Origin of the sequence: Streptococcus sp. D2 (assembly GCF_006385825.1) — a bacterium.
Taxonomy (GTDB): Bacteria; Bacillota; Bacilli; order Lactobacillales; family Streptococcaceae; genus Streptococcus; species Streptococcus shenyangsis.
In genome coordinates, this window is sequence record NZ_VFSI01000004.1 from 1 (window position 1) to 22119 (window position 22119).

The window sequence follows — 22119 nt, forward strand, 5'->3', positions numbered from 1 at the left end:
AGGCGGTTAGAGGTTCGACTCCTCTAGGGTGCATTTTTCTATTTAACTCGGGAAGTAGCTCAGCTTGGTAGAGTACTTGGTTTGGGACCAAGGTGTCGCAGGTTCGAATCCTGTCTTCCCGATTCATTAAAGAGATACCTATGTGTATCTTTTTTATTTTTAAAATTAAGAGAGAATCATTTTGGTTCTCTCTTTTTTGAATTTCAGTAATTCATTCTATAGTCATTTAGTTTTAAAAAAGCGTTTCAAACATTCAAAAAGATTTGGTACTTCCCTTGATAAATCCGTCACTTTCTTTTTTAGGATGAAAACTAGCATTGTCCATGACAATGACATGAGGGCTCTTCAAAAGAGGTAGTAGTTGCGTTTTGAACCACTCCACAAAGAAACCACTCATCGTACTTTCCTTGTAAATCATAGGAGATATAAACTCTCCGTCTACTTGTCCTGCAACAATTGAAGTCCGCTAATCTTTTCATAGACTTTCTCCCCTCTAGGAGCCCGTGCATAAGGACGATAGAGGTAGCAGTCGATTCCTGTTTCATTAATATATACGACTGGTAAATCTTTTAGGATATTCAAAATATAAAGAAACTCATCGACTTTCTCTGGATTTTGTTCCTTAAAGCTAGTCGTCTTTTTTTAAAGCGACATGAAACTGCTTTAAAGCTGCCCATACTGAAGGAACAGCACAATTAAAATGTGCCACAATTTCCCGTAAAAAAGTGTCTGGATGAGCCTCTACAAAGGCTTTCAATTCCTCTAAAGTAATCTTCCGCTTTTTGACGACTCGCTTTCTCCGCTCTAAGTGTCCTTGTTCGCGTCTTTCTTTTCCCACGTGAAGAGAGTTCTGACGCCAACATCAAAAACTTTAGTTGCTTCGACATGGCTGTATCCCTCTTTAATGTAATCTAATGCTCCTTGTTTAAAATCTGTACTATATGCAGAGTTTTATTGTAATATGCTTATTTAAAACTAAGAAACTATAAATGAGTATTAGTTTATATTATAGTTTAAATTTTCTATCACTTTGAAGGAAATAACTATAGATTCTTTTCCACCTCATGTTTTATTGTATAGTGTATTTTGCTTGCTTTGAACAGAATCTTTTATGACATTTGTCATATTTTCTAGTGACAGAAGCTTCTAGCTCCGCTAACTTCAAAAGACTATAATTGAAGTATGAAATGGAGGAAGAAAAAATGAAAGATAAAGTAATTGTCGCAATGAGTTTAGTAGCAGCAGGAGTCATGACTTATTTCATGTTTTCAGGATTGGATGAAGGCTTCTATCATTTTCCTTGGGAGCTATTTGCAGGTTTTGGAATCATGTCTTGGTTGATCCGAGAAGGTTTGAAATTGGTCTCAGATGTGAAAAAGGAGTTTGAAAAATGAAAAAAGCGATTCTCTATCTTTTTATTGGACTATCACTAGTGGTATGGTTGGTAGAAATGTTTACAGGTTAGTTTGATCAAGCCTTCCTGCACCAAGCTATTCGCGGTGCCTGGGGATTAGGATTTATGATTTTTATCGCCTTTCCGGTGGGAAAGGAGTGGCTGAAAGGAGAATATCATGAACATGATTAAGGTAGAAAGCCTAAATAAAAGCATCAAGAGCAAGGCTATATTGAAAGGTATTTCCTTTGAAGTGGCAGAAGGTGAATGCGTCGCCTTGATTGGGCCCAATGGTGCTGGAAAGACCACACTCTTGGACTGTTTGCTTGGAGATAAACTGGTCACAAGTGGTCAAGTATCCATCCAAGGCTTGCCAGTGACGAGTTCTCAGTTAGACTATATTAGAGGCTACCTGCCTCAAGAAAATGTCATCGTTCAGAAATTAAAGGTCAAAGAGTTGATTTCTTTCTTTCAAAGTATTTATCCAAATCCCTTGAATAATCAGGAGATTGATCAACTATTGCAGTTTGACAAGCAACAGAAAGAGCAATTTGCAGAAAAATTGTCAGGTGGGCAAAAGCGTCTCTTCTCTTTTGTCTTGACCTTGATTGGCCGACCAAAGCTAGTCTTTTTAGATGAGCCGACTGCTGCCATGGATACTTCAACCCGTCAACGCTTTTGGGAAATTGTTCAGGAGCTAAAAGCTAAGGGAGTTACCATTCTCTATTCGTCCCATTACATCGAAGAGGTAGAACATACAGCTGACCGGATTTTGGTTTTAAATAAGGGAGAGTTGATTCGTGATACGACGCCTCTAGCTATGCGTAGTGAGGAGATTGAAAAGCATTTTATCCTTCCTCTAGCATACAAGGAAATTGTTGAGCAGTCTAACTTGGTTGAAAACTGGGTACAAAAACAAGATGCTCTGCAAGTAGTCACACGAGAGGCAAATGCTTTTTGGCAACTGTTAGTTCAAGCAGGATGTAGCATACAAGAAATCGAAGTTAATAACCGTAGTTTGCTAGATACAATCTTTGAAGAAACACAGAAGGGAGATGACTAAGATGAAACGATGGATCGCATTAAATAAAATAGAATTTCTATTGACCAAACGGCAACTAGTCTATTATTTATTATCAGTAGGGATGCCGACAGCCTTCTATTTATTCTTTTCAGGCATGTACCAGGAAACACCAGGTGGACCGGCTAATTTTATGCGCGACTACCTCATCTCCATGACAGCCTTTTCCATGATGTCAACAGCTATCTTTTCATTCCCAGTTGTTTTACATACCGACAAGATCAACAATTGGCAGAAAATAATACGTCATAGCCCTGTAAATATGGTAGAATATTATCTATCAAAGATAACAAGTATGATGGTTGATTATTTGGTCTCAATTCTGGTTGTTTTCTCAGTTGGGCATTTTGTAAGAGGTGTGGATATGTCTCTTGGAAACTGGATTGGGGCTGCGTTCTTGCTGATAGTAGGAAGTGTTGCCTTTGTAGCACTTGGCTTAACCCTGACTCTCTTGCCGTCCAGTCAGCTGATGTCTGTCGTGGGCAATCTTCTTTACTTTGGCTTGGCTGTTTTAGGCGGACTCTGGATGCCTGTCTCTTTATTTCCAGACTGGATGCAAGCAATCGGGAAGCGTCTACCAAGCTATCAGTTGATGGAGCTGCTCAAGACCTTCTTAAACGAGGGTGGCATCAATTTATCAGCCACAGTTTATCTACTTGTTTTTTCAGCAGTTTTGTTTGGTTTGACCATTTACCTTCAAGGTCATAAGGAGAATGCTTAATGCTTGAAAGACTGAAAAGCATACATTATATGTTCTGGGTCAGTTTAATTTTTATGATTTTCCCCATCCTACCTGTAGTGACTGGGTGGCTTCCTGTCTGGCATTTATTGATTGATATTCTATTTGTAGTGGCGTATTTGGGTGTTTTAACAACTAAGAATCAGCGCCTATCTTGGCTTTTCTGGGGCATCATGCTGGTCTATGTAGTTGGGAATACTGCCTTTGTTGCTGTTAATTATATCTGGTTTTTCTTTTTCCTATCCAATCTCTTAAGTTATCATTTCAGCGTAGGTGGTTTAAAGTCTTTACATGTCTGGACTTTTCTCCTTGCTCAAGTCCTTGTTGTGGGGCAACTGTTGATTTTTCAGAGAATCGAAGTTGAGTTTCTATTCTATCTACTTGTAATTCTTGCTTTTGTCGATTTAATGACTTTTGGCTTGGTTCGGATTCGGATTGTGGAGGATTTGAAAGAAGCACAGGCTAAGCAAAATGCCCAGATAAATCTATTGCTTGCTGAAAATGAACGCAGTCGTATCGGTCAAGATTTGCATGATAGTTTGGGACACACCTTTGCTATGCTGAGTGTCAAGACAGATTTAGCCTTGCAGTTGTTTCAGATGGAGGCATATCCACAGGTGGAAAAGGAATTAAAAGAAATTCACCAGATCAGCAAGGATTCCATGAATGAAGTACGAACCATCGTGGAAAATCTGAAATCACGGACCCTAGCATCAGAGCTTGAGACTGTTAAGAAGATGCTGGAAATTGCTGGCATTGAGGTTCAAGTTGACAATCAATTGGACAAGGCTAGTTTGACTCAGGATGTGGAGTCGACGGCTGCTATGGTTTTGTTAGAACTGGCGACCAATATCATCAAGCATGCCAGAGCTGAAAAAGCCTACCTAAAACTGGAACGTACAGATCAGGAATTGGTCCTGACAGTTAGAGATGACGGGAAAGGATTTGCAACTGTAAAAGGAAATGAACTTCATACAGTCCGTGATCGTGCAACAGCCTTCTCAGGTCAAGTAGAGCTGGTCAGTTTGAAAGATCCCACAGATGTGCGCGTGCATCTGCCTTATAAGGAGAGAAAGTAGATGAAAGTATTAGTCGCAGAAGATCAAAGTATGCTTAGAGACGCCATGTGTCAATTGCTCACTCTTCAACCTGATGTGGAGACCGTCTTGCAGGCGAAAAATGGAGCTGAAGCTATTGAGGTTTTGGGGAAAGAAGTAGTAGATATTGCCATCCTTGACGTCGAAATGCCTGTTAAGACAGGTCTTGAAGTCTTGGAATGGATACGAGCAGAAAAGCTTGAAACAAGGGTGGTTGTAGTGACGACCTTCAAGCGTCCTGGGTATTTTGAACGTGCGGTCAAGGCTGGAGTAGATGCTTATGTATTAAAAGAAAGAAACATTGCAGACCTCATGCAAACCTTGCACACCGTCCTAGAGGGACGCAAGGAGTATTCGCCTGAATTGATGGAAGTGGTGATGACGCATCCCAATCCATTAACAGAGCAAGAAATCGCAGTTTTAAAGGGAATCGCTCAGGGTTTATCTAATCAAGAAATTGCAGACAAACTTTATCTATCCAACGGAACCATTCGAAACTATGTCACCAATATTCTTTCAAAACTAGATGCAGGTAATCGAACAGAGGCAGCTAATATCGCGAAAGAATCTGGTTGGTTGTGATGATATAATATTTTTTGAACATTATATGCTAAAGTTGATGGGATTGAATGGAACAATACTAACTTTAGGAGAGGGGGGATTCCTCCTTTTTCTTTTTTGGGGGAGCACTACAAAAGAGCTAAAATTAAGAATAAAAAAGAAAAATATCTTGACAACCAAGGGAAAAATTTGTTACAATAATAGACGGTACTTTTTACTTTTGGTCTCTCAAGAGTGTACAGGGACGTGCTGACAAATGTTGCAAAAGTACACACAGATGATAGCTGTCACCAAGTGTATCATCACCAAAAATAAAAAAAAACACAGGAGAATGTAGATGCCTACAATTAACCAATTGGTTCGCAAACCGCGTAAATCAAAAGTAGAAAAATCTAAATCACCAGCTTTGAACGTTGGTTACAACAGTCATAAAAAAGTTCAAACAAACGTTTCTTCACCACAAAAACGTGGTGTTGCAACTCGTGTTGGAACAATGACACCTAAAAAACCTAACTCAGCCCTTCGTAAATTCGCTCGTGTACGTTTGAGCAACCTTATCGAAGTTACTGCCTACATCCCAGGTATCGGACACAACTTGCAAGAGCACAGCGTGGTTCTTCTTCGTGGTGGACGTGTAAAAGACCTTCCAGGGGTACGTTACCATATCGTCCGTGGTGCACTTGATACTGCAGGTGTTAACGATCGTAAACAAGGCCGTTCTAAATACGGTACTAAACGTCCAAAAGCATAAGGAAAGGGGATAAAGAGAAATGAGTCGTAAAAATAGAGCTCCAAAACGTGACGTATTGCCAGATCCGCTTTACAATTCACAACTAGTTACTCGTCTTATCAACCGCGTTATGCTTGATGGTAAACGTGGTACAGCTGCTTCAATCGTTTACGGTGCCTTTGAGCAAATCAAAGAAGCTACTGGAAACGATGCACTTGAAGTATTTGAAACAGCTATGGAAAACATCATGCCTGTACTTGAAGTACGTGCACGTCGTGTTGGTGGTTCTAACTACCAAGTCCCAGTTGAAGTTCGTCCAGAACGTCGTACAACACTTGGACTTCGTTGGTTGGTAACAATCGCTCGTCTTCGTGGTGAGCACACAATGCAAGACCGTCTTGCAAAAGAAATCTTGGATGCTGCTAACAACACTGGTGCAGCTGTTAAGAAACGTGAAGACACTCACCGTATGGCTGAAGCTAACCGTGCATTTGCACACTTCCGTTGGTAATATAGGATGCGAAAGCGTTAAGAAAGTCCCAGAGAAAATAGGGAATCAAAGCAGGTTGCGATTGCAACCAATGAGATTCATCTTTTTCTCCAGACTTTTAGCTTGAGCTCAACTCAACTAACTTGGCCTTTTAGCCCGAGTTCAATTTAACTTGTAAATCTACAGGTTGAAACCAACAGTAGCATGAAAACATTGAGAACGGGTAGGTCCTGCCTATCCGTTTTTATTAAAATCATGTTATAATAGAATAGAAATCAAAAATAAATAGGAGAAACAAACCTCATGGCACGCGAATTTTCACTTGAAAAAACTCGTAATATCGGTATCATGGCTCACGTCGATGCCGGTAAAACAACAACTACTGAGCGTATTCTTTACTACACTGGTAAAATCCACAAAATCGGTGAAACTCACGAAGGTGCGTCACAAATGGACTGGATGGAGCAAGAGCAAGAGCGTGGTATTACTATCACATCTGCTGCGACAACAGCTCAATGGAACAACCACCGCGTAAACATCATCGACACACCAGGACACGTGGACTTCACAATCGAAGTACAACGTTCTCTTCGTGTATTGGATGGTGCGGTTACCGTTCTTGACTCACAATCAGGTGTTGAGCCTCAAACTGAAACAGTTTGGCGTCAAGCGACTGAGTACGGAGTTCCACGTATCGTATTTGCCAACAAAATGGACAAAATCGGTGCTGACTTCCTTTACTCTGTAAGCACACTTCACGATCGTCTTCAAGCAAATGCACACCCAATCCAATTGCCAATCGGTTCTGAGGATGACTTCCGTGGTATCATCGACTTGATCAAGATGAAAGCTGAAATCTATACGAACGACCTTGGTACAGATATCCTTGAAGAAGACATCCCAGCTGAATACCTTGACCAAGCTCAAGAATACCGTGAAAAATTGATCGAAGCAGTTGCTGAAACTGACGAAGAATTGATGATGAAATACCTCGAAGGTGAAGAAATCACTAACGAAGAATTGAAAGCTGGTATCCGTAAAGCTACTATCAACGTTGAATTCTTCCCAGTATTGTGTGGTTCAGCTTTCAAAAACAAAGGTGTTCAATTGATGCTTGATGCAGTTATTGACTACCTTCCAAGCCCACTTGATATCCCAGCTATCAAAGGTATTAACCCAGATACAGACGCTGAAGAAACTCGTCCAGCCTCTGACGAAGAGCCATTTGCAGCTCTTGCCTTCAAGATCATGACTGACCCATTCGTAGGTCGTTTGACATTCTTCCGTGTTTACTCAGGTGTGCTTCAATCAGGTTCATACGTATTGAACACTTCTAAAGGTAAACGTGAACGTATCGGACGTATCCTTCAAATGCACGCTAACAGCCGTCAAGAAATCGACACTGTTTACTCAGGTGATATCGCTGCTGCCGTTGGTTTGAAAGATACTACAACTGGTGACTCATTGACAGATGAAAAAGCTAAAATCATCCTTGAGTCAATCAATGTTCCAGAACCAGTTATCCAATTGATGGTTGAGCCAAAATCTAAAGCAGACCAAGATAAGATGGGTATCGCCCTTCAAAAATTGGCTGAAGAAGATCCAACATTCCGCGTTGAAACAAACGTTGAAACTGGTGAAACAGTTATCTCTGGTATGGGTGAGCTTCACCTTGACGTCCTTGTTGACCGTATGCGTCGTGAGTTCAAAGTTGAAGCGAACGTAGGTGCTCCTCAAGTATCTTACCGTGAAACATTCCGCGCTTCTACTCAAGCACGTGGATTCTTCAAACGTCAGTCTGGTGGTAAAGGTCAATTCGGTGATGTATGGATTGAATTTACTCCAAACGAAGAAGGTAAAGGATTCGAATTCGAAAACGCAATCGTCGGTGGTGTGGTTCCTCGTGAATTTATCCCAGCGGTTGAAAAAGGTTTGGTAGAATCTATGGCTAACGGTGTTCTTGCAGGTTACCCAATGGTTGACGTTAAAGCTAAGCTTTACGACGGTTCATACCACGATGTCGACTCATCTGAAACTGCCTTCAAGATTGCAGCTTCACTTGCCCTTAAAGAAGCTGCTAAATCAGCACAACCAGCTATCCTTGAGCCAATGATGCTTGTAACAATCACTGTTCCAGAAGAAAACCTTGGTGATGTTATGGGTCACGTAACTGCTCGTCGTGGACGTGTTGATGGTATGGAAGCACACGGTAACAGCCAAATCGTTCGTGCTTACGTTCCACTTGCTGAAATGTTCGGTTACGCAACAGTTCTTCGTTCTGCATCTCAAGGACGTGGTACATTCATGATGGTATTTGACCACTATGAAGATGTACCTAAGTCAGTACAAGAAGAAATCATTAAGAAAAACAAAGGTGAAGACTAATCTGTCCTCACTCTAGAAGGAAGTCACTTAGTGGCTTCCTTTTGTCTTTAGAAAATACCTCTAAATATGGTAAAATAGTAGGAGAATAATGTGAGGAAAATGAATGTCAAACAGTTTTGAAATTTTGATGAATCAACTGGGGATGCCTGCTGAAATGAGACAGGCTTCTGCTTTAGAACAGGGTGATATTGAGCGAGTTGTGGTTCATAAAATTAGTAAGGTATGGGAGTTTCATTTCGTATTTTCTAATATTTTACCGATTGAAATCTTTTTAGAATTAAAGAAAGGTTTGAGCGAAGAATTTTCTAAGACAGGCAATAAAGCTGTTTTCGACATCAAGACTCTGTCTCAAGAATTTTCAAATCAACTCTTGCAGTCCTACTATAGAGAGGCTTTTTCTGAGGGGCCATGTGCTAGTCAAGGTTTTAAGTCCCTTTATCAGAATTTGCGAGTTCGTGCGGAGGGCAATCAACTCTTTATTGAAGGATCTGAGGCGATTGATAAGGAACACTTTAAGAAAAATCACCTTCCTAATTTAGCTAAACAACTTGAGAAGTTTGGCTTTCCAACTTTTAATTGTCAAGTAGAGAAAAATGATGTGCTGACCCAAGAGCAGGAAGAGGCCTTTCATACTGAAAATGAGCAGATTGTTCAAGTGGCCAATGAGGAAGCGCTCCGTGCTATGGAACAACTAGAACAGATGGCGCCACCTCCAGCAGAAGAGAAACCAGCCTTTGATTTTCAAGCCAAAAAAGCTGCAGCTAAACCCAAGCTGGACAAGGCGGAGATTACTCCTATGATCGAAGTGACGACGGAGGAAAATCGTCTGGTCTTTGAAGGGGTTGTTTTTGATGTGGAGCAAAAAGTGACCAGAACAGGGCGTGTTTTGATCAACTTTAAAATGACAGACTACACTTCCAGTTTTTCTATGCAAAAGTGGGTTAAGAACGAGGAAGAGGCTCAGAAATTTGATCTAATTAAGAAAAATTCTTGGCTCCGAGTTCGTGGGAATGTGGAGATGAATAACTTCACACGCGATTTGACTATGAACGTGCAGGATGTGCAGGAAGTTGTTCACTATGAGCGGAAGGATTTGATGCCAGAGGGTGAGCGTCGGGTTGAGTTTCATGCTCATACTAATATGTCGACTATGGATGCTCTACCAGAGGTTGAAGAAATCGTTGCGACAGCTGCTAAATGGGGACACAAGGCAGTTGCCATCACGGACCATGGAAATGTTCAATCCTTCCCACACGGCTATAAGGCTGCTAAGAAAGCGGGAATCCAGCTAATCTATGGAATGGAAGCCAATATCGTGGAGGATCGTGTCCCTATCGTCTATAACGAAGTGGAGCTGGACTTGTCAGAAGCAACCTATGTGGTCTTTGACGTGGAAACGACGGGTCTATCAGCCATCTATAATGACTTGATTCAGGTTGCGGCCTCTAAGACGTACAAGGGGAATGTTATTGCCGAATTTGATGAATTTATCAATCCAGGGCATCCATTATCAGCCTTTACTACTGAGTTGACTGGAATTACAGATGATCATGTCAAAAATGCCAAACCACTAGAACAAGTTTTGCAAGAATTCCAAGAATTTTGCAAAGATACGGTCCTAGTCGCTCACAATGCGACCTTTGATGTTGGCTTTATGAATGCCAATTATGAGCGTCATGGTCTGCCAAAGATTAGTCAACCAGTTATTGATACGCTGGAGTTTGCTAGAAATCTCTATCCTGAATATAAACGTCATGGTTTGGGACCTTTGACTAAGCGTTTTGGTGTGGCTTTGGAACATCACCACATGGCCAACTACGATGCGGAAGCGACTGGTCGTCTGCTTTTCATCTTTATCAAAGAAGTGGCAGAGAAACATGGTGTGACCGATCTAGCTAGACTTAACATTGATTTGATTAGTCCAGATTCTTATAAAAAAGCTAGGATCAAGCATGCGACCATTTATGTCAAGAATCAAGTAGGACTAAAAAATATCTTTAAGCTGGTTTCCTTGTCTAATACCAAGTATTTTGAAGGGGTGCCACGGATTCCGAGAACGGTTCTAGATGCCCATCGGGAAGGTTTGATTTTAGGTTCAGCTTGCTCTGAAGGTGAAGTTTTTGATGCAGTCGTTTCCCAAGGTGTGGATGCGGCGGTTGAGGTGGCCAAGTATTATGACTTTATCGAGGTCATGCCACCAGCTATCTATGCTCCCTTGATTGCCAAGGAACAGGTCAAGGATATGGAGGAACTCCAGACCATTATCAAAAGTTTGATAGAGGTTGGAGACCGTCTTGGCAAGCCCGTTTTGGCTACGGGAAATGTCCACTATATCGAACCTGAAGAAGAGATTTATCGTGAAATTATCGTCCGTAGTTTGGGACAGGGGGCTATGATTAACCGAACTATCGGTCATGGAGAACATGCCAAACCAGCTCCTTTGCCAAAGGCTCATTTTCGAACAACCAATGAAATGTTGGATGAATTTGCCTTCTTGGGAGAGGAACTGGCACGTAAATTGGTTATTGAAAACACCAATGCCTTGGCAGATATCTTTGAACCTGTTGAGGTTGTTAAGGGTGACTTGTATACGCCTTTCATCGACAAGGCTGAAGAAACAGTTGCCGAGCTGACCTATAAGAAAGCTTTTGAGATTTATGGAAATCCGCTGCCAGATATCGTTGATTTGCGGATTGAAAAAGAACTAACCTCTATTCTGGGGAATGGATTTGCTGTGATTTATCTGGCATCGCAGATGCTGGTTCAACGTTCCAATGAACGGGGTTACTTGGTTGGTTCTCGTGGGTCTGTAGGATCTAGTTTCGTTGCGACCATGATTGGGATTACAGAGGTCAATCCTCTCTCTCCTCACTATGTCTGTGGTCAGTGTCAGTACAGTGAGTTTATCACAGATGGTTCTTATGGTTCAGGTTTTGATATGCCCAATAAGGACTGTCCTAAATGTGGTCACAAACTCAGCAAAAACGGACAGGATATTCCTTTCGAGACTTTCCTTGGTTTTGATGGGGATAAGGTACCCGATATTGACTTGAACTTTTCGGGTGAAGATCAGCCTAGTGCCCACTTGGATGTGCGTGATATCTTTGGTGAGGAATATGCCTTCCGTGCAGGAACGGTAGGTGCGGTGAAAGCTAAGATAGCCTATGGCTTTGTCAAGGGTTACGAGAGAGATTATGGGAAATTTTATCGTGCTGCAGAGGTGGAGCGTTTAGCCCAGGGAGCTACTGGGGTTAAACGAACAACTGGACAACACCCAGGGGGAATCGTTGTTATTCCGAACTACATGGATGTCTACGATTTTACGCCTGTCCAGTATCCAGCGGATGATGTGACGGCTGAATGGCAGACCACTCACTTTAACTTCCACGATATCGATGAAAATGTCCTTAAACTAGATGTACTGGGACATGATGATCCGACCATGATTCGGAAACTTCAGGATTTGTCTGGGATTGATCCTAATGAAATCCCTATGGATGACGAAGGTGTGATGGCTCTCTTTTCTGGTACTGATGTACTTGGGGTAACACCTGAGCAAATCGGAACGCCTACGGGTATGTTGGGGATTCCAGAGTTTGGAACCAACTTTGTGCGTGGGATGGTCGATGAAACCCATCCGACGACCTTTGCTGAGTTGCTACAGTTGTCTGGATTGTCCCACGGTACCGACGTTTGGCTGGGCAATGCCCAAGATTTGATTAAACAGGGAATTGCGGACCTATCAACCGTTATCGGTTGTCGGGACGACATCATGGTTTACCTCATGCATGCTGGTCTCGAACCTAAGATGGCCTTTACCATCATGGAACGGGTACGTAAGGGATTGTGGCTCAAGATTTCCGAAGAGGAGCGAAATGGCTATATCGAAGCAATGAAGGCCAATAAGGTGCCAGAGTGGTATATCGAGTCCTGTGGGAAAATTAAGTACATGTTCCCTAAAGCCCACGCGGCAGCCTACGTTATGATGGCCTTGCGTGTGGCCTACTTCAAGGTTCACCATCCTATTTATTACTACTGTGCTTACTTCTCAATCCGTGCTAAGGCTTTTGATATCAAGACCATGGGTGCGGGCTTGGAGGCCATCAAACGCAGAATGGAAGAAATCGCTGAAAAACGGAAGAACAATGAGGCCTCTAATGTGGAAATTGACCTCTATACAACTCTTGAAATCGTCAATGAAATGTGGGAACGTGGTTTCAAGTTTGGCAAATTAGACCTCTACCGTAGTCAGGCGACAGAGTTCCTCATCGATGGGGATACCCTCATTCCGCCATTTGTTGCTATGGATGGTCTGGGAGAGAACGTTGCCAAGCAGTTGGTACGAGCACGTGAAGAAGGAGAATTTCTTTCTAAAACAGAATTGCGTAAGCGTGGAGGGCTTTCATCAACCTTGGTTGAAAAGATGGACGAAATGGGCATCCTCGGCAATATGCCAGAGGATAACCAGTTGAGTTTGTTTGATGAATTGTTTTAAAAAATTGCTTATTTTGATCAAGTGGACAAAATATGTCCACTTGATTTGTTATAATTCTCTTAAAAATAATAGAAAAGAGAGTATAATATGGTGAATCAAGAAATTTTAAATTCTAATGTGTCAATTGAAGAGGAAATTTATAATTTTGAAAAAGGCTTGAAAGATGATGGGAATGATTGGACCGGATTCCCACAAATAGACTTAAAAGAAGATTCTCAATGTATTTACATTTGCGGTATTTCAGAGACTGATAGATGGCATTTGTTTTATTATACGTTAACTAAAATAAAACCTGCTACTCCAATAGCATCACTTGCATATTATCGAGTGAGAGATAATTTGATTTCTTCTAAAGATAGTCAATGGATAAAACTGCAAATGGAGTATACAGAGTATGATTGGCTTTTTCTGAATGGAGTTCAATTTTTGGGAGAGGCTGATCAAAGGGTACAGGAATACTGGATGCAGCGATTCAAAGAGAGTAAGAAAAGAAACAAACTCTTCATTGTATATTCAGACTGCTTACCCGAAGACTTAAAAAATATGCCTGAATCCGTAGTTGAGTTCTTCGAATCTGGCATAGTGGTACAGTTGAAATCATCTAAGGGCTAGTTTATTTTGCTTTAATCGTTTTGAATATAAAGTGCTAGTTAGACTATAGAAGTGATAATAATGTACTGGAAATAGTATTGTTTGAATAATATGTAGAAGGACTGGAAATGAATGATCAAGAGAGACTGCTAACGATTTTTTTACGTTTACAGTTTGGGACTCCGTTAGGAAAAAAGCAACTGGCTCAGGAATTTGAGGTTAGTGAAAAGACGATACAGAGAGATTTTTCGCTACTCCGTGATATTTTATCTAGTCACACCAGTTATAGTGGAGATTTGCTTTATAACCGTAAAACGAATAAGTATTGTTTAGCAAGTAAGTCAGTTTTTAATAAAAAGGATATTCTCGTTATTTCAAAGATTTTATTGGAAAATCGAGCACTGAATAGACCAGAAATTGCTAGTTTACTACATAATTTACTGGTCTTAGTTCCCCGTGATGATCGGAAAGAAATCGAGCAGATTATTGGAAGTGAAAAGCTGAACTATGCTCCCTTAACGGATCAACAAAATAGAATAGAGAAAATTTGGAATTTATCAGAAGCTATTTTGCATGAACAGGTTCTAGATATTATCTATCAAAAACCTTATTCTGAATCTTCTAAGAGGCAGACTGTTTTGCCAGTCTCTCTTTATTATGATAGTCATTATTTCTATCTAGTTGTCTACCAGTTGAAACATGCTACTTATATTACTTTAAGAGTAGACCGTATCGAGTCATGGTCTCTTAGTGATATAGAGAAACCCTCTATTTCTTATCGAGATAAATTTAGAGATGGCGACATTCGTAACGAGAGAGTAGATGCTTTTATCGGGAAGAAAATCAGTATTGAAATCGAGTATTTGTACGATCCGACGATTGTGATGGATCAATTTCCAAATGCAAAAACAGTTGGGAAAAATGGCGACTGGACTCATTTTAAGTTTGAGAGTCAGCATACACCGGGGCTTAAACGCTGGTTGTTGGGGCAAGGGGAAGCAGTTACTGTTTTGTCTCCTCGGATTTTAGTGGAGGATATGAAGCAAACAGTTCAAGAAATGCTAGATAAATATAATAGATGAGGATAAAATGACTATTCAATTTACTTCTAAAAAGGTTGGAGAACTATTGAAAGAAGGGAATTTGCGGATTCCTTCTTATCAAAGACCTTATAAATGGAACAGAAAACATATCCGTAATCTTTTTTATGATTTACGAGATGCTATGGGGAAAAAGGAATATCAGATTGGTTCCGTTATCTTACATGAAAATGATGGATATGATATTGTCGATGGACAGCAACGGCTAATTTCAATTTCCTTGTTTCTTCATTTATTAGATAGATTAGAGAATTATAAGGGTGCTAAGCAACTGCTGAGTGCTGCTGTATTTGAAGAGCTATCTTGCTATCATGCGAGTGAAAATTATAATGAGTGGGAAAATTTGACTCAATTGGTTGGCGAAAATGAGGCAAAAGATATTTGCAATTTTTTATTGGAAAATTGTTCTGTCTCCGTGATTACTATGCCAAAGAAACGATTATCTGAAGCCTTTCAGTTATTTGATTCTCAGAATAATCGTGGAAAATCTTTAGAACCTCATGATTTGCTCAAAGCCTATCATCTTCGCAAGCAAGATTCCGAAGATGAAAGAATTGTGGAAAAGTGGGAGCAATTTGTAGAAGATAAAGATTTAAGTCTCAAAGAGTTATTTGATAAACATCTTTTTCGTATGAGACGTTGGTCGCGAGGAGAGACAGGATTGACAAACAAGCGTTATGGATCTTATCTCCGTTTTACAGAGGATTTTATTGACGATTTTAAAGGCGTTGATTTGAATCAGAACTTTCCATACTTAGAATGGTATCGTCATATTGAAAAGCTCCCTATGTCCATTACTATGCCAATCATTGATGGAAGTAAATTTTTTGAGTATATTGAATCTGCTCATGAAACTATTAGAGTTCATAAAAAATTTTTAAATAAAAAGTTAGGATTCTCTAATGAGTCAGAGAAGGAAGAACAAAATTTGGCTTACCCAGAAGGTATGTTAAACATTTACAATAGCTCAAAAGGACGCTACCTCAAGTGTCACAATATATTCCTAAATATTTGCTCGCTTTTCGCAGATAGATTTGGAAAAGAGGAGCTATCAAAGGAGATAGTAGAGACCTTGTTTATTTGGTCTTATTACCCTCGAGTTAAGTCTAAAGCTATATATGATGCAACGGTAGGGAAATACGCCGCTGGTGGAAGTTTTAGACAAAAAGAGGCTCAAAAGCTATTTCAACTTTTATCCCATGCTGTTACTCCGAATGATTTCATGATCAAGATAGATAGAGAATTATTTGAAAATTATACTGTGGACAAGATTATAGAAGAGGAAAAAGATAAATGGTAGAAACACATATAAGCTTATCAGTTAATCGTTTGTTAAATGAAGATACCTATGCTATTCCTCTTTATCAGAGAAATTTTGCTTGGACTTATGATGAAATTGAACAGTTATTGAACGACGTAGCAGATGCTTTTCAAGAAAATAGAGATAATTACAATTACTATATTGGAACATTAGTCGTTAATAAAGAGAATGACCTTTTCAAAATCATAGATGGGCAACAACGAACAACAGCCCTTAATTTGATTGCCTTAGCTTTGAAGCATGAGTTTGGTTTTGATAGATTGAAAGCTGTCAAGCTTACCTTTCCAGCTAGGAAGAAATCAAATAAGAATATTCAAGATCTATTTGCCAAGAAAAAAATTTTAGAGGGAGATGAAAATGAGCTGACTAGAGGCTACAGACATGCTAGAGACGCATTGAAAAAAGTGCTAGAGGAGCGCCAGCTTAATCCTCAGTCTTTCGTTGATTATCTTTTTGATAAGGTCATCATTTTTCGGAGTATACTTCCTGAAGATTTAGATTTGAATCTTTATTTCGAACGTTTCAACTCTCGAGGAGAACAACTAGAGGCTCATGAGATTCTTAAGGCACAAATGATGTCTAAATTTGGTGAAGATCAAGAAATGGCACAAAAATTTGCGAGAATTTGGGACGCCTGTGCAGAATTTGATAAGCCGGTAATAAAAACTTTTCAAATCCGAAGTAGACCAAACAATTCTGATGAAGAGGGGGAGAAAATTTTTGGTAAAGAATTTACTAACTTCAAATTGGAAAGTGTATTTGAGAAAATAAGAGTAAAAAAAATTGAGCAACGAAGTTTACTAGATGCAATTATTCAGACAAAATATGAAAGTAGTAGCTTAGTAAATAATGGAGTAGATATTTCAAATTATACGACTGTAATTGATTTTCCAACATTTTTGCTTCAAGTTTTTTTCATCATGGAAGGAAATGATGAAACTACATTTGATGATAAAAAATTATTGAAAATTTTTGAAATTGAACGACGAGATAGAGAATGGGTCCAACAATTTGGGCAACTACTTCTGACTATGAAGCATATATTTGATACGTTTATCGTAAAAAGTGTCCAATTAGAAAATGAAACCGAATGGCAAATCAAACGAGGTCAGTATGAGACATATCAACGAAATGAAAATAGAGGATGGAAATATGTTCGAATTAATTATCAAAACAATACTTTTGACAATTTAAACAAAAACATTATTCTCCTCCAATCCATGTTTGCTGTGACCTTTACTGCTAATCGTGACAGTCGTTGGTTATATGAAATCTTGCAATTCCTCTTTAACCATATTGAAGAGCTAAATCAAACAGAATTTGCTAGTCAGTTTAAGGATTTTCTTGAAAAAATGGCAGTGAGATATGCTGAGGAAAGATTGTTTACCGAAGATAAAAGTATCAAAAAATATGGGGCAATTCCTGTTTACGCTTTTAACTTTGTAGATTATGTTTTATGGAAAAATCGTGAAGAATTGAAGAAAGATTACGATATTGAGTTTAAAGATTTTAAATTTGCTTATCGTCGCTCCGTAGAACATTGGTATCCTCAGAATCCAAATGGACATGATGGAGAGAGCCAATTACCTGCTGAGTTTTTACATTCCTTTGGCAACCTTTGTATTATTACCGATAGTCAGAACTCCAGGTTTGGCAACTCCTATCCAGAAGCTAAATTAAAACAATGGGAAAAAGAAGATATATTCCATCGCCAGAGTTTAAAATTACAGATGATGGCAGAGATAACTTCTAAAAAAAATAGATGGGATATTGGTGAGATTCAATCTATGGAAAAAGAAGTGGAAAGATATGTACAAAATTTTTGTAATAGCTAATTAAAACAAGCTTCAGTAAGCTTGTTTTTTAAAATACCAATATATGTGATATACTAGTAAGGGAGGATATTTCATGAAACTAAGAATTTTTGCGGAAGATAAGCCGGCTGAGAAGGTATTTGAATATCAATTAGAACTTGCTGATCAGACAATTCTTCTATCAACAGCACTCTTGTCAGGTGCCATTGCTTTAGCAGGATTATTCTCTGCTTTGAAAGAAAAATAAAAATAGAAAAGAGAAAATTACATGGTTTTACCAAATTTTAAAGAAAATCTAGAAAAATACGCTAAGCTTTTGGTTGCAAACGGAATCAATGTGCAACCTGGTCATACCTTGGCTCTCTCTATCGATGTGGAGCAACGTGAGTTAGCTCACCTAATCGTCAAAGAAGCCTATGCCTTGGGTGCGCATGAGGTTATCGTTCAGTGGACAGATGATGTCATTAACCGTGAGAAATTCCTCCATGCGCCGATGGAGCGTCTGGACAATGTGCCAGAATACAAGATTGCTGAGATGAACTATCTCTTGGAGAACAAAGCTAGCCGTCTTGGAGTTCGTTCATCTGATCCAGGTGCCTTGAACGGAGTGGATGCTGACAAGCTATCAGCTTCTGCTAAAGCTATGGGACTTGCGATGAAGCCAATGCGAATCGCAACTCAATCCAACAAGGTTAGCTGGACTGTAGCAGCCGCTGCTGGACTTGAGTGGGCTAAGAAAGTCTTTCCAAATGCTGCGAGCGACGAAGAAGCAGTCGATCTCCTTTGGGACCAAATTTTCAAAACTTGCCGTGTCTACGAAGCAGATCCTGTTAAGGCTTGGGAAGAGCATGCAGCTATCCTTAAGAGTAAAGCTGATATGCTCAATAAAGAACAATTTTCAGCCCTTCACTACACAGCACCGGGGACCGATTTGACCCTTGGCTTGCCGAAGAACCACGTTTGGGAATCAGCTGGTGCTATCAATGCACAGGGCGAAGAATTCTTGCCAAATATGCCGACAGAGGAAGTCTTCACAGCGCCTGACTTCCGTCGCGCAGATGGTTATGTCACTTCTACAAAACCGCTTAGCTATAACGGAAATATCATTGAAGGTATTAAGGTAACCTTTAAGGATGGACAAATCGTAGATATCACTGCTGAGAAGGGTGATCAAGTCATGAAAGACCTTGTCTTTGAAAATGCGGGTGCGCGTGCCCTAGGTGAATGTGCCTTGGTACCAGATCCAAGCCCAATTTCTCAGTCAGGCATTACCTTCTTTAACACCCTTTTCGATGAAAATGCATCAAATCACTTAGCTATCGGTGCAGCCTATGCGACTAGCGTCGTTGGTGGAGCAGAGATGAGTGAAGAGGAGCTTGAGGCTGCGGGGCTTAACCGTTCAGATGTTCACGTGGACTTTATGATTGGATCTAGTCAAATGGATATCGATGGTATCCGTGAGGATGGGACACGTGTACCACTCTTCCGTAACGGAGATTGGGCAAATTAAGGAGATAATATGTTAGGAAGTATGTTCGTTGGTCTCCTAGTGGGATTCTTGGCAGGTACTCTGACCAATCGTGGAGAGCGAATGGGATGTTTTGGAAAAATGTTTCTCGGATGGATTGGTGCCTTTATAGGCCATTTGCTTTTTGGAACTTGGGGACCGATAATAGCAGGAACTGCTATTATTCCGGCAGTACTAGGTTCCATGATTGTCTTAGCGATTTTCTGGAGACGAGGAAGTTAATTTCTTAAACCTGATACTCAATGAAAATCAAAGAGCAAACTAGGAAACTAGCCGCAGGTTGCTCAAAACACTGTTTTGAGGTTGTAGATAGAACTGACGAAGTCAGCTCAAAACACTGTTTTGAGGTTGCAGATAGAACTGACGAAGTCAGTAACATATATACGGCAAGGCGACGTTGACGCGGTTTGAAGAGATTTTTGAAGAGTATGAAACGAAAAGGAGGTTGGTCATTGTACCAGCCTCCTTTTGATATGATATAATAGTTCTATGAGATTAGATAAATTTTTAGTTGCCTGCGCTGTGGGGAGCCGGACTGAGGTCAAAAACTTGCTCAAGGCTGGGCGCGTGACGGTAAATGGTAAAAAAGAGAAATCAGCTAAATTGCAGATTGATGAAAAAATAGATGAGATTCGCTTTGATGGGCAAGTGTTGGAGTATGAAGAGTTTGTCTATTACATGATGAACAAGCCCCAAGGTGTTATTTCAGCGACTGAGGATCTCAAGCACAGAACCGTTCTGGATTTGTTGGATGACTTGGCGCGTAGTAAGGAAGTTTTCCCAGTAGGGCGCTTGGATATCGATACGCATGGTCTTTTGCTCTTGACTAATGACGGCCAGCTTGCCCATGCTCTTCTTTCGCCCAAGCGTCATGTGGACAAGACTTATCTGGCTCAGGTCAAGGGAATGATGACCCAAGAAGATGTGGAGACATTTGCTGAGGGTATTCCTCTCAAAGACTTTACCTGTCAACCCGCTAGACTGGAGCTTGTGTCTGTAGATACAGAAAAGAATCAAAGCCAAATCCGTGTGACCATTGCAGAAGGGAAGTTTCATCAGGTCAAGCGTATGGTGGCCTACTGTGGCAAGGAAGTGGTGGACTTGCAACGTTTGACTATGGGAACTCTAGTGTTGGATGAGAATTTACAAAGAGGAGAATGGCGTCGCTTGACTAAGGAGGAATTAGAAGTTCTCCTTGCTAGCATTGCTTAATTTGGTTTATAATCGAAAAAGGTGAGGAATAATGTCCTTGCCTTTTATGTTTTTCAGTTGCTTCCTTTGTGAAAAGAGTTATAATAGACTGTAGAATAAAAGGAGGAATCTATGAACGCGATTCAAGAATCATTTACTGATAAACTATTTGCCAACTATGAAGCAAATGTCAAATACCAAGCGATTGAAAATGCTGCTAGCCACAACGGGATTTTTGCAGCTCTAGAACGCCGTCAAAGCCATGTAGACAATACACCTGTTTTCTCATTGGATTTGACCAAGGACAAGGTAACTAACCAGAAAGCATCTGGTCGTTGCTGGATGTTTGCAGCTCTTAACACCTTCCGTCACAAGCTCATCTCGCAATACAAATTGGAAAACTTTGAACTGTCACAAGCCCACACCTTCTTCTGGGACAAGTATGAGAAATCAAACTGGTTCTTGGAGCAAGTCATTGCGACTGCAGACCAAGAATTGACAAGCCGCAAGGTTAGCTTCCTACTCCAAACTCCACAACAAGATGGCGGTCAATGGGATATGGTCGTTTCTCTCTTTGAGAAATACGGTGTCGTGCCCAAGTCAGTTTACCCTGAGTCTGTTTCATCTAGTAGCAGCCGTGAGCTAAATGCAATCCTTAACAAATTGCTTCGCCAAGATGCTCAAATCTTGCGTGACTTGCTTGCTTCAGGCGCAGATCAAGCGACTGTTCAAGCTAAGAAAGAAGACCTCTTACAAGAAATCTTTAATTTTCTTGCTATGTCTTTAGGACTTCCACCACGTAAATTTGACTTTGCTTATCGCGATAAGGATAACAACTACCAAAGCGAAAAAGGCATTACACCACAAGAATTTTACAAGAAATATGTCAATCTTCCACTAGAAGATTACGTTTCTGTTATCAACGCTCCAACCGCTGACAAGCCTTACGGTAAATCTTACACAGTTGAGATGTTGGGGAATGTGGTTGGTAGCCGTGCAGTTCGCTACATCAACGTTCCAATGGAGCGCTTGAAAGAGTTGGCGATTGCCCAAATGCAAGCAGGAGAGACTGTTTGGTTTGGTTCTGATGTTGGTCAGCTCAGCAATCGTAAAGCTGGAATCCTTGCGACAGATGTTTATGACTTTGAATCAAGCATGGATATTCAATTCACTCAAGACAAGGCTGGACGTCTGGACTACAGCGAAAGCTTAATGACCCACGCTATGGTCTTGACAGGTGTGGACTTGGACGAAAATGGGAAGTCAACCAAGTGGAAGGTTGAAAACTCTTGGGGAGACAAGGTTGGTACCGATGGTTACTTTGTTGCCTCAGACGCTTGGATGGACGAATACACTTACCAAATCGTTATTCGCAAAGAATTGCTGACAGCCGAAGAACAAGCTGCCTATGAAGCAGAACCAATTGTACTTGCACCATGGGATCCAATGGGAGCCTTGGCTGAATAAATGAGATATAAAAAGAACGGTTCTATAATTTTTAGGGTTGATGGAAATTTTCCACCAACCCTATTTTAGTGTATACAAAAAGGCCAACATCCATTATATTAAAAGCGCTGAAACCTAAAACAAAAGGATGATGACC

Annotated in this window: 18 protein-coding genes, 1 tRNA gene and 2 pseudogenes; 20 read left to right on the top strand and 1 reads right to left on the bottom strand. The window is 40.4% G+C overall.

Annotated features, from left to right (window positions below; genetic code table 11):
• Positions 1-48 precede the first annotated feature (48 nt).
• Positions 49-122 (top strand) — tRNA-Pro (locus FJR73_RS03070).
• A 100-nt stretch (positions 123-222) separates the two neighbouring features.
• Here FJR73_RS03070 and FJR73_RS10235 read toward each other — a convergent pair.
• Positions 223-945 (bottom strand): annotated as a pseudogene (locus FJR73_RS10235) (IS630 transposase-related protein); the annotation flags it as partial.
• 242 nt (positions 946-1187) lie between these two features.
• Here FJR73_RS10235 and FJR73_RS03085 point away from each other — a divergent pair.
• The 19 genes and pseudogenes from FJR73_RS03085 (at position 1188) to pepC (ending at position 21983) form a co-directional block, all read left to right on the top strand.
• Positions 1188-1394 carry a hypothetical protein gene (locus FJR73_RS03085; protein ID WP_181146589.1) on the top strand — a complete coding sequence of 69 codons (207 nt, stop codon included), beginning with the start codon at positions 1188-1190 and terminating at the stop codon, positions 1392-1394.
• A pseudogene (locus FJR73_RS03090) lies at positions 1391-1585 on the top strand (hypothetical protein). The gene FJR73_RS03085 and the pseudogene FJR73_RS03090 overlap by 4 nt, the downstream one beginning before the upstream one ends.
• Positions 1572-2456, top strand: a complete 885-nt coding sequence (locus FJR73_RS03095; RefSeq protein ID WP_140833270.1) for an ABC transporter ATP-binding protein — start codon at positions 1572-1574, stop codon at positions 2454-2456. The pseudogene FJR73_RS03090 and the gene FJR73_RS03095 overlap by 14 nt, the downstream one beginning before the upstream one ends.
• 1 nt (position 2457) lies before the next feature.
• On the top strand, positions 2458-3195 hold the full coding sequence (locus FJR73_RS03100) for an ABC transporter permease (RefSeq protein WP_140833272.1): 738 nt from the start codon (positions 2458-2460) through the stop codon (positions 3193-3195).
• Positions 3195-4292: a sensor histidine kinase gene (locus tag FJR73_RS03105; RefSeq protein ID WP_140833274.1), complete on the top strand. Its 1098-nt coding sequence runs from the start codon at positions 3195-3197 to the stop codon at positions 4290-4292. Before FJR73_RS03100 ends, FJR73_RS03105 begins: the two co-directional genes overlap by 1 nt.
• The gene (locus FJR73_RS03110) at positions 4293-4892 is read left to right on the top strand and encodes a response regulator transcription factor (protein ID WP_140833276.1); all 600 of its coding nucleotides are present in this window, start codon (positions 4293-4295) and stop codon (positions 4890-4892) included.
• Positions 4893-5208: 316 nt separating this feature from the next.
• Complete coding sequence (rpsL, locus tag FJR73_RS03125; protein ID WP_001142332.1) at positions 5209-5622, top strand: 30S ribosomal protein S12; 414 nt, start codon at positions 5209-5211, stop codon at positions 5620-5622.
• A gap of 19 nt (positions 5623-5641) precedes the next feature.
• On the top strand, positions 5642-6112 hold the full coding sequence (gene rpsG, locus FJR73_RS03130; RefSeq protein ID WP_000087873.1) for a 30S ribosomal protein S7: 471 nt from the start codon (positions 5642-5644) through the stop codon (positions 6110-6112).
• A gap of 282 nt (positions 6113-6394) precedes the next feature.
• The gene (gene fusA, locus FJR73_RS03135) at positions 6395-8476 is read left to right on the top strand and encodes an elongation factor G (protein ID WP_000090345.1); all 2082 of its coding nucleotides are present in this window, start codon (positions 6395-6397) and stop codon (positions 8474-8476) included.
• Between the two features lie 103 nt (positions 8477-8579).
• On the top strand, positions 8580-12971 hold the full coding sequence (locus FJR73_RS03140) for a PolC-type DNA polymerase III (RefSeq protein ID WP_140833280.1): 4392 nt from the start codon (positions 8580-8582) through the stop codon (positions 12969-12971).
• A gap of 87 nt (positions 12972-13058) precedes the next feature.
• Positions 13059-13583 carry a DnaA ATPase domain-containing protein gene (locus FJR73_RS03145; protein WP_140833282.1) on the top strand — a complete coding sequence of 175 codons (525 nt, stop codon included), beginning with the start codon at positions 13059-13061 and terminating at the stop codon, positions 13581-13583.
• A gap of 107 nt (positions 13584-13690) precedes the next feature.
• Positions 13691-14644 (top strand): YafY family protein, encoded by a 954-nt coding sequence (locus FJR73_RS03150; RefSeq protein WP_042749966.1) that lies wholly within the window; start codon positions 13691-13693, stop codon positions 14642-14644.
• Positions 14645-14651: 7 nt separating this feature from the next.
• On the top strand, positions 14652-15962 hold the full coding sequence (locus tag FJR73_RS03155; protein ID WP_181146590.1) for a DUF262 domain-containing protein: 1311 nt from the start codon (positions 14652-14654) through the stop codon (positions 15960-15962).
• Positions 15956-17818, top strand: a complete 1863-nt coding sequence (locus FJR73_RS03160) for a DUF262 domain-containing protein (RefSeq protein ID WP_140833286.1) — start codon at positions 15956-15958, stop codon at positions 17816-17818. The genes FJR73_RS03155 and FJR73_RS03160 overlap by 7 nt, the downstream gene beginning before the upstream one ends.
• 73 nt (positions 17819-17891) lie before the next feature.
• Positions 17892-18044: a hypothetical protein gene (locus FJR73_RS03165; RefSeq protein WP_000776626.1), complete on the top strand. Its 153-nt coding sequence runs from the start codon at positions 17892-17894 to the stop codon at positions 18042-18044.
• Between the two features lie 21 nt (positions 18045-18065).
• Positions 18066-19307, top strand: a complete 1242-nt coding sequence (locus FJR73_RS03170) for an aminopeptidase (protein ID WP_140833288.1) — start codon at positions 18066-18068, stop codon at positions 19305-19307.
• A gap of 9 nt (positions 19308-19316) precedes the next feature.
• The gene (locus tag FJR73_RS03175; protein WP_000901572.1) at positions 19317-19547 is read left to right on the top strand and encodes a GlsB/YeaQ/YmgE family stress response membrane protein; all 231 of its coding nucleotides are present in this window, start codon (positions 19317-19319) and stop codon (positions 19545-19547) included.
• A 267-nt stretch (positions 19548-19814) separates the two neighbouring features.
• Complete coding sequence (locus FJR73_RS03185) at positions 19815-20537, top strand: pseudouridine synthase (RefSeq protein ID WP_140833290.1); 723 nt, start codon at positions 19815-19817, stop codon at positions 20535-20537.
• 111 nt (positions 20538-20648) lie between these two features.
• Positions 20649-21983, top strand: a complete 1335-nt coding sequence (gene pepC / locus FJR73_RS03195) for an aminopeptidase C (RefSeq protein WP_140833292.1) — start codon at positions 20649-20651, stop codon at positions 21981-21983.
• Positions 21984-22119 lie beyond the last annotated feature (136 nt).

Coding starts and splice junctions, on each gene's coding strand:
- FJR73_RS03140 (WP_140833280.1), top strand. CDS start 8,580: ATGTCAAACAGTTTTGAAATTTTGATGAATCAACTGGGGATGCCTGCT.
- FJR73_RS03175 (WP_000901572.1), top strand. CDS start 19,317: ATGTTAGGAAGTATGTTCGTTGGTCTCCTAGTGGGATTCTTGGCAGGT.
- FJR73_RS03085 (WP_181146589.1), top strand. CDS start 1,188: ATGGAGGAAGAAAAAATGAAAGATAAAGTAATTGTCGCAATGAGTTTA.
- FJR73_RS03150 (WP_042749966.1), top strand. CDS start 13,691: ATGAATGATCAAGAGAGACTGCTAACGATTTTTTTACGTTTACAGTTT.
- FJR73_RS03160 (WP_140833286.1), top strand. CDS start 15,956: ATGGTAGAAACACATATAAGCTTATCAGTTAATCGTTTGTTAAATGAA.
- FJR73_RS03110 (WP_140833276.1), top strand. CDS start 4,293: ATGAAAGTATTAGTCGCAGAAGATCAAAGTATGCTTAGAGACGCCATG.
- FJR73_RS03170 (WP_140833288.1), top strand. CDS start 18,066: ATGGTTTTACCAAATTTTAAAGAAAATCTAGAAAAATACGCTAAGCTT.
- FJR73_RS03155 (WP_181146590.1), top strand. CDS start 14,652: ATGACTATTCAATTTACTTCTAAAAAGGTTGGAGAACTATTGAAAGAA.
- FJR73_RS03185 (WP_140833290.1), top strand. CDS start 19,815: ATGAGATTAGATAAATTTTTAGTTGCCTGCGCTGTGGGGAGCCGGACT.
- FJR73_RS03145 (WP_140833282.1), top strand. CDS start 13,059: ATGGTGAATCAAGAAATTTTAAATTCTAATGTGTCAATTGAAGAGGAA.
- FJR73_RS03100 (WP_140833272.1), top strand. CDS start 2,458: ATGAAACGATGGATCGCATTAAATAAAATAGAATTTCTATTGACCAAA.
- FJR73_RS03105 (WP_140833274.1), top strand. CDS start 3,195: ATGCTTGAAAGACTGAAAAGCATACATTATATGTTCTGGGTCAGTTTA.
- FJR73_RS03095 (WP_140833270.1), top strand. CDS start 1,572: ATGAACATGATTAAGGTAGAAAGCCTAAATAAAAGCATCAAGAGCAAG.
- fusA (WP_000090345.1), top strand. CDS start 6,395: ATGGCACGCGAATTTTCACTTGAAAAAACTCGTAATATCGGTATCATG.
- rpsG (WP_000087873.1), top strand. CDS start 5,642: ATGAGTCGTAAAAATAGAGCTCCAAAACGTGACGTATTGCCAGATCCG.
- FJR73_RS03165 (WP_000776626.1), top strand. CDS start 17,892: ATGAAACTAAGAATTTTTGCGGAAGATAAGCCGGCTGAGAAGGTATTT.
- pepC (WP_140833292.1), top strand. CDS start 20,649: ATGAACGCGATTCAAGAATCATTTACTGATAAACTATTTGCCAACTAT.
- rpsL (WP_001142332.1), top strand. CDS start 5,209: ATGCCTACAATTAACCAATTGGTTCGCAAACCGCGTAAATCAAAAGTA.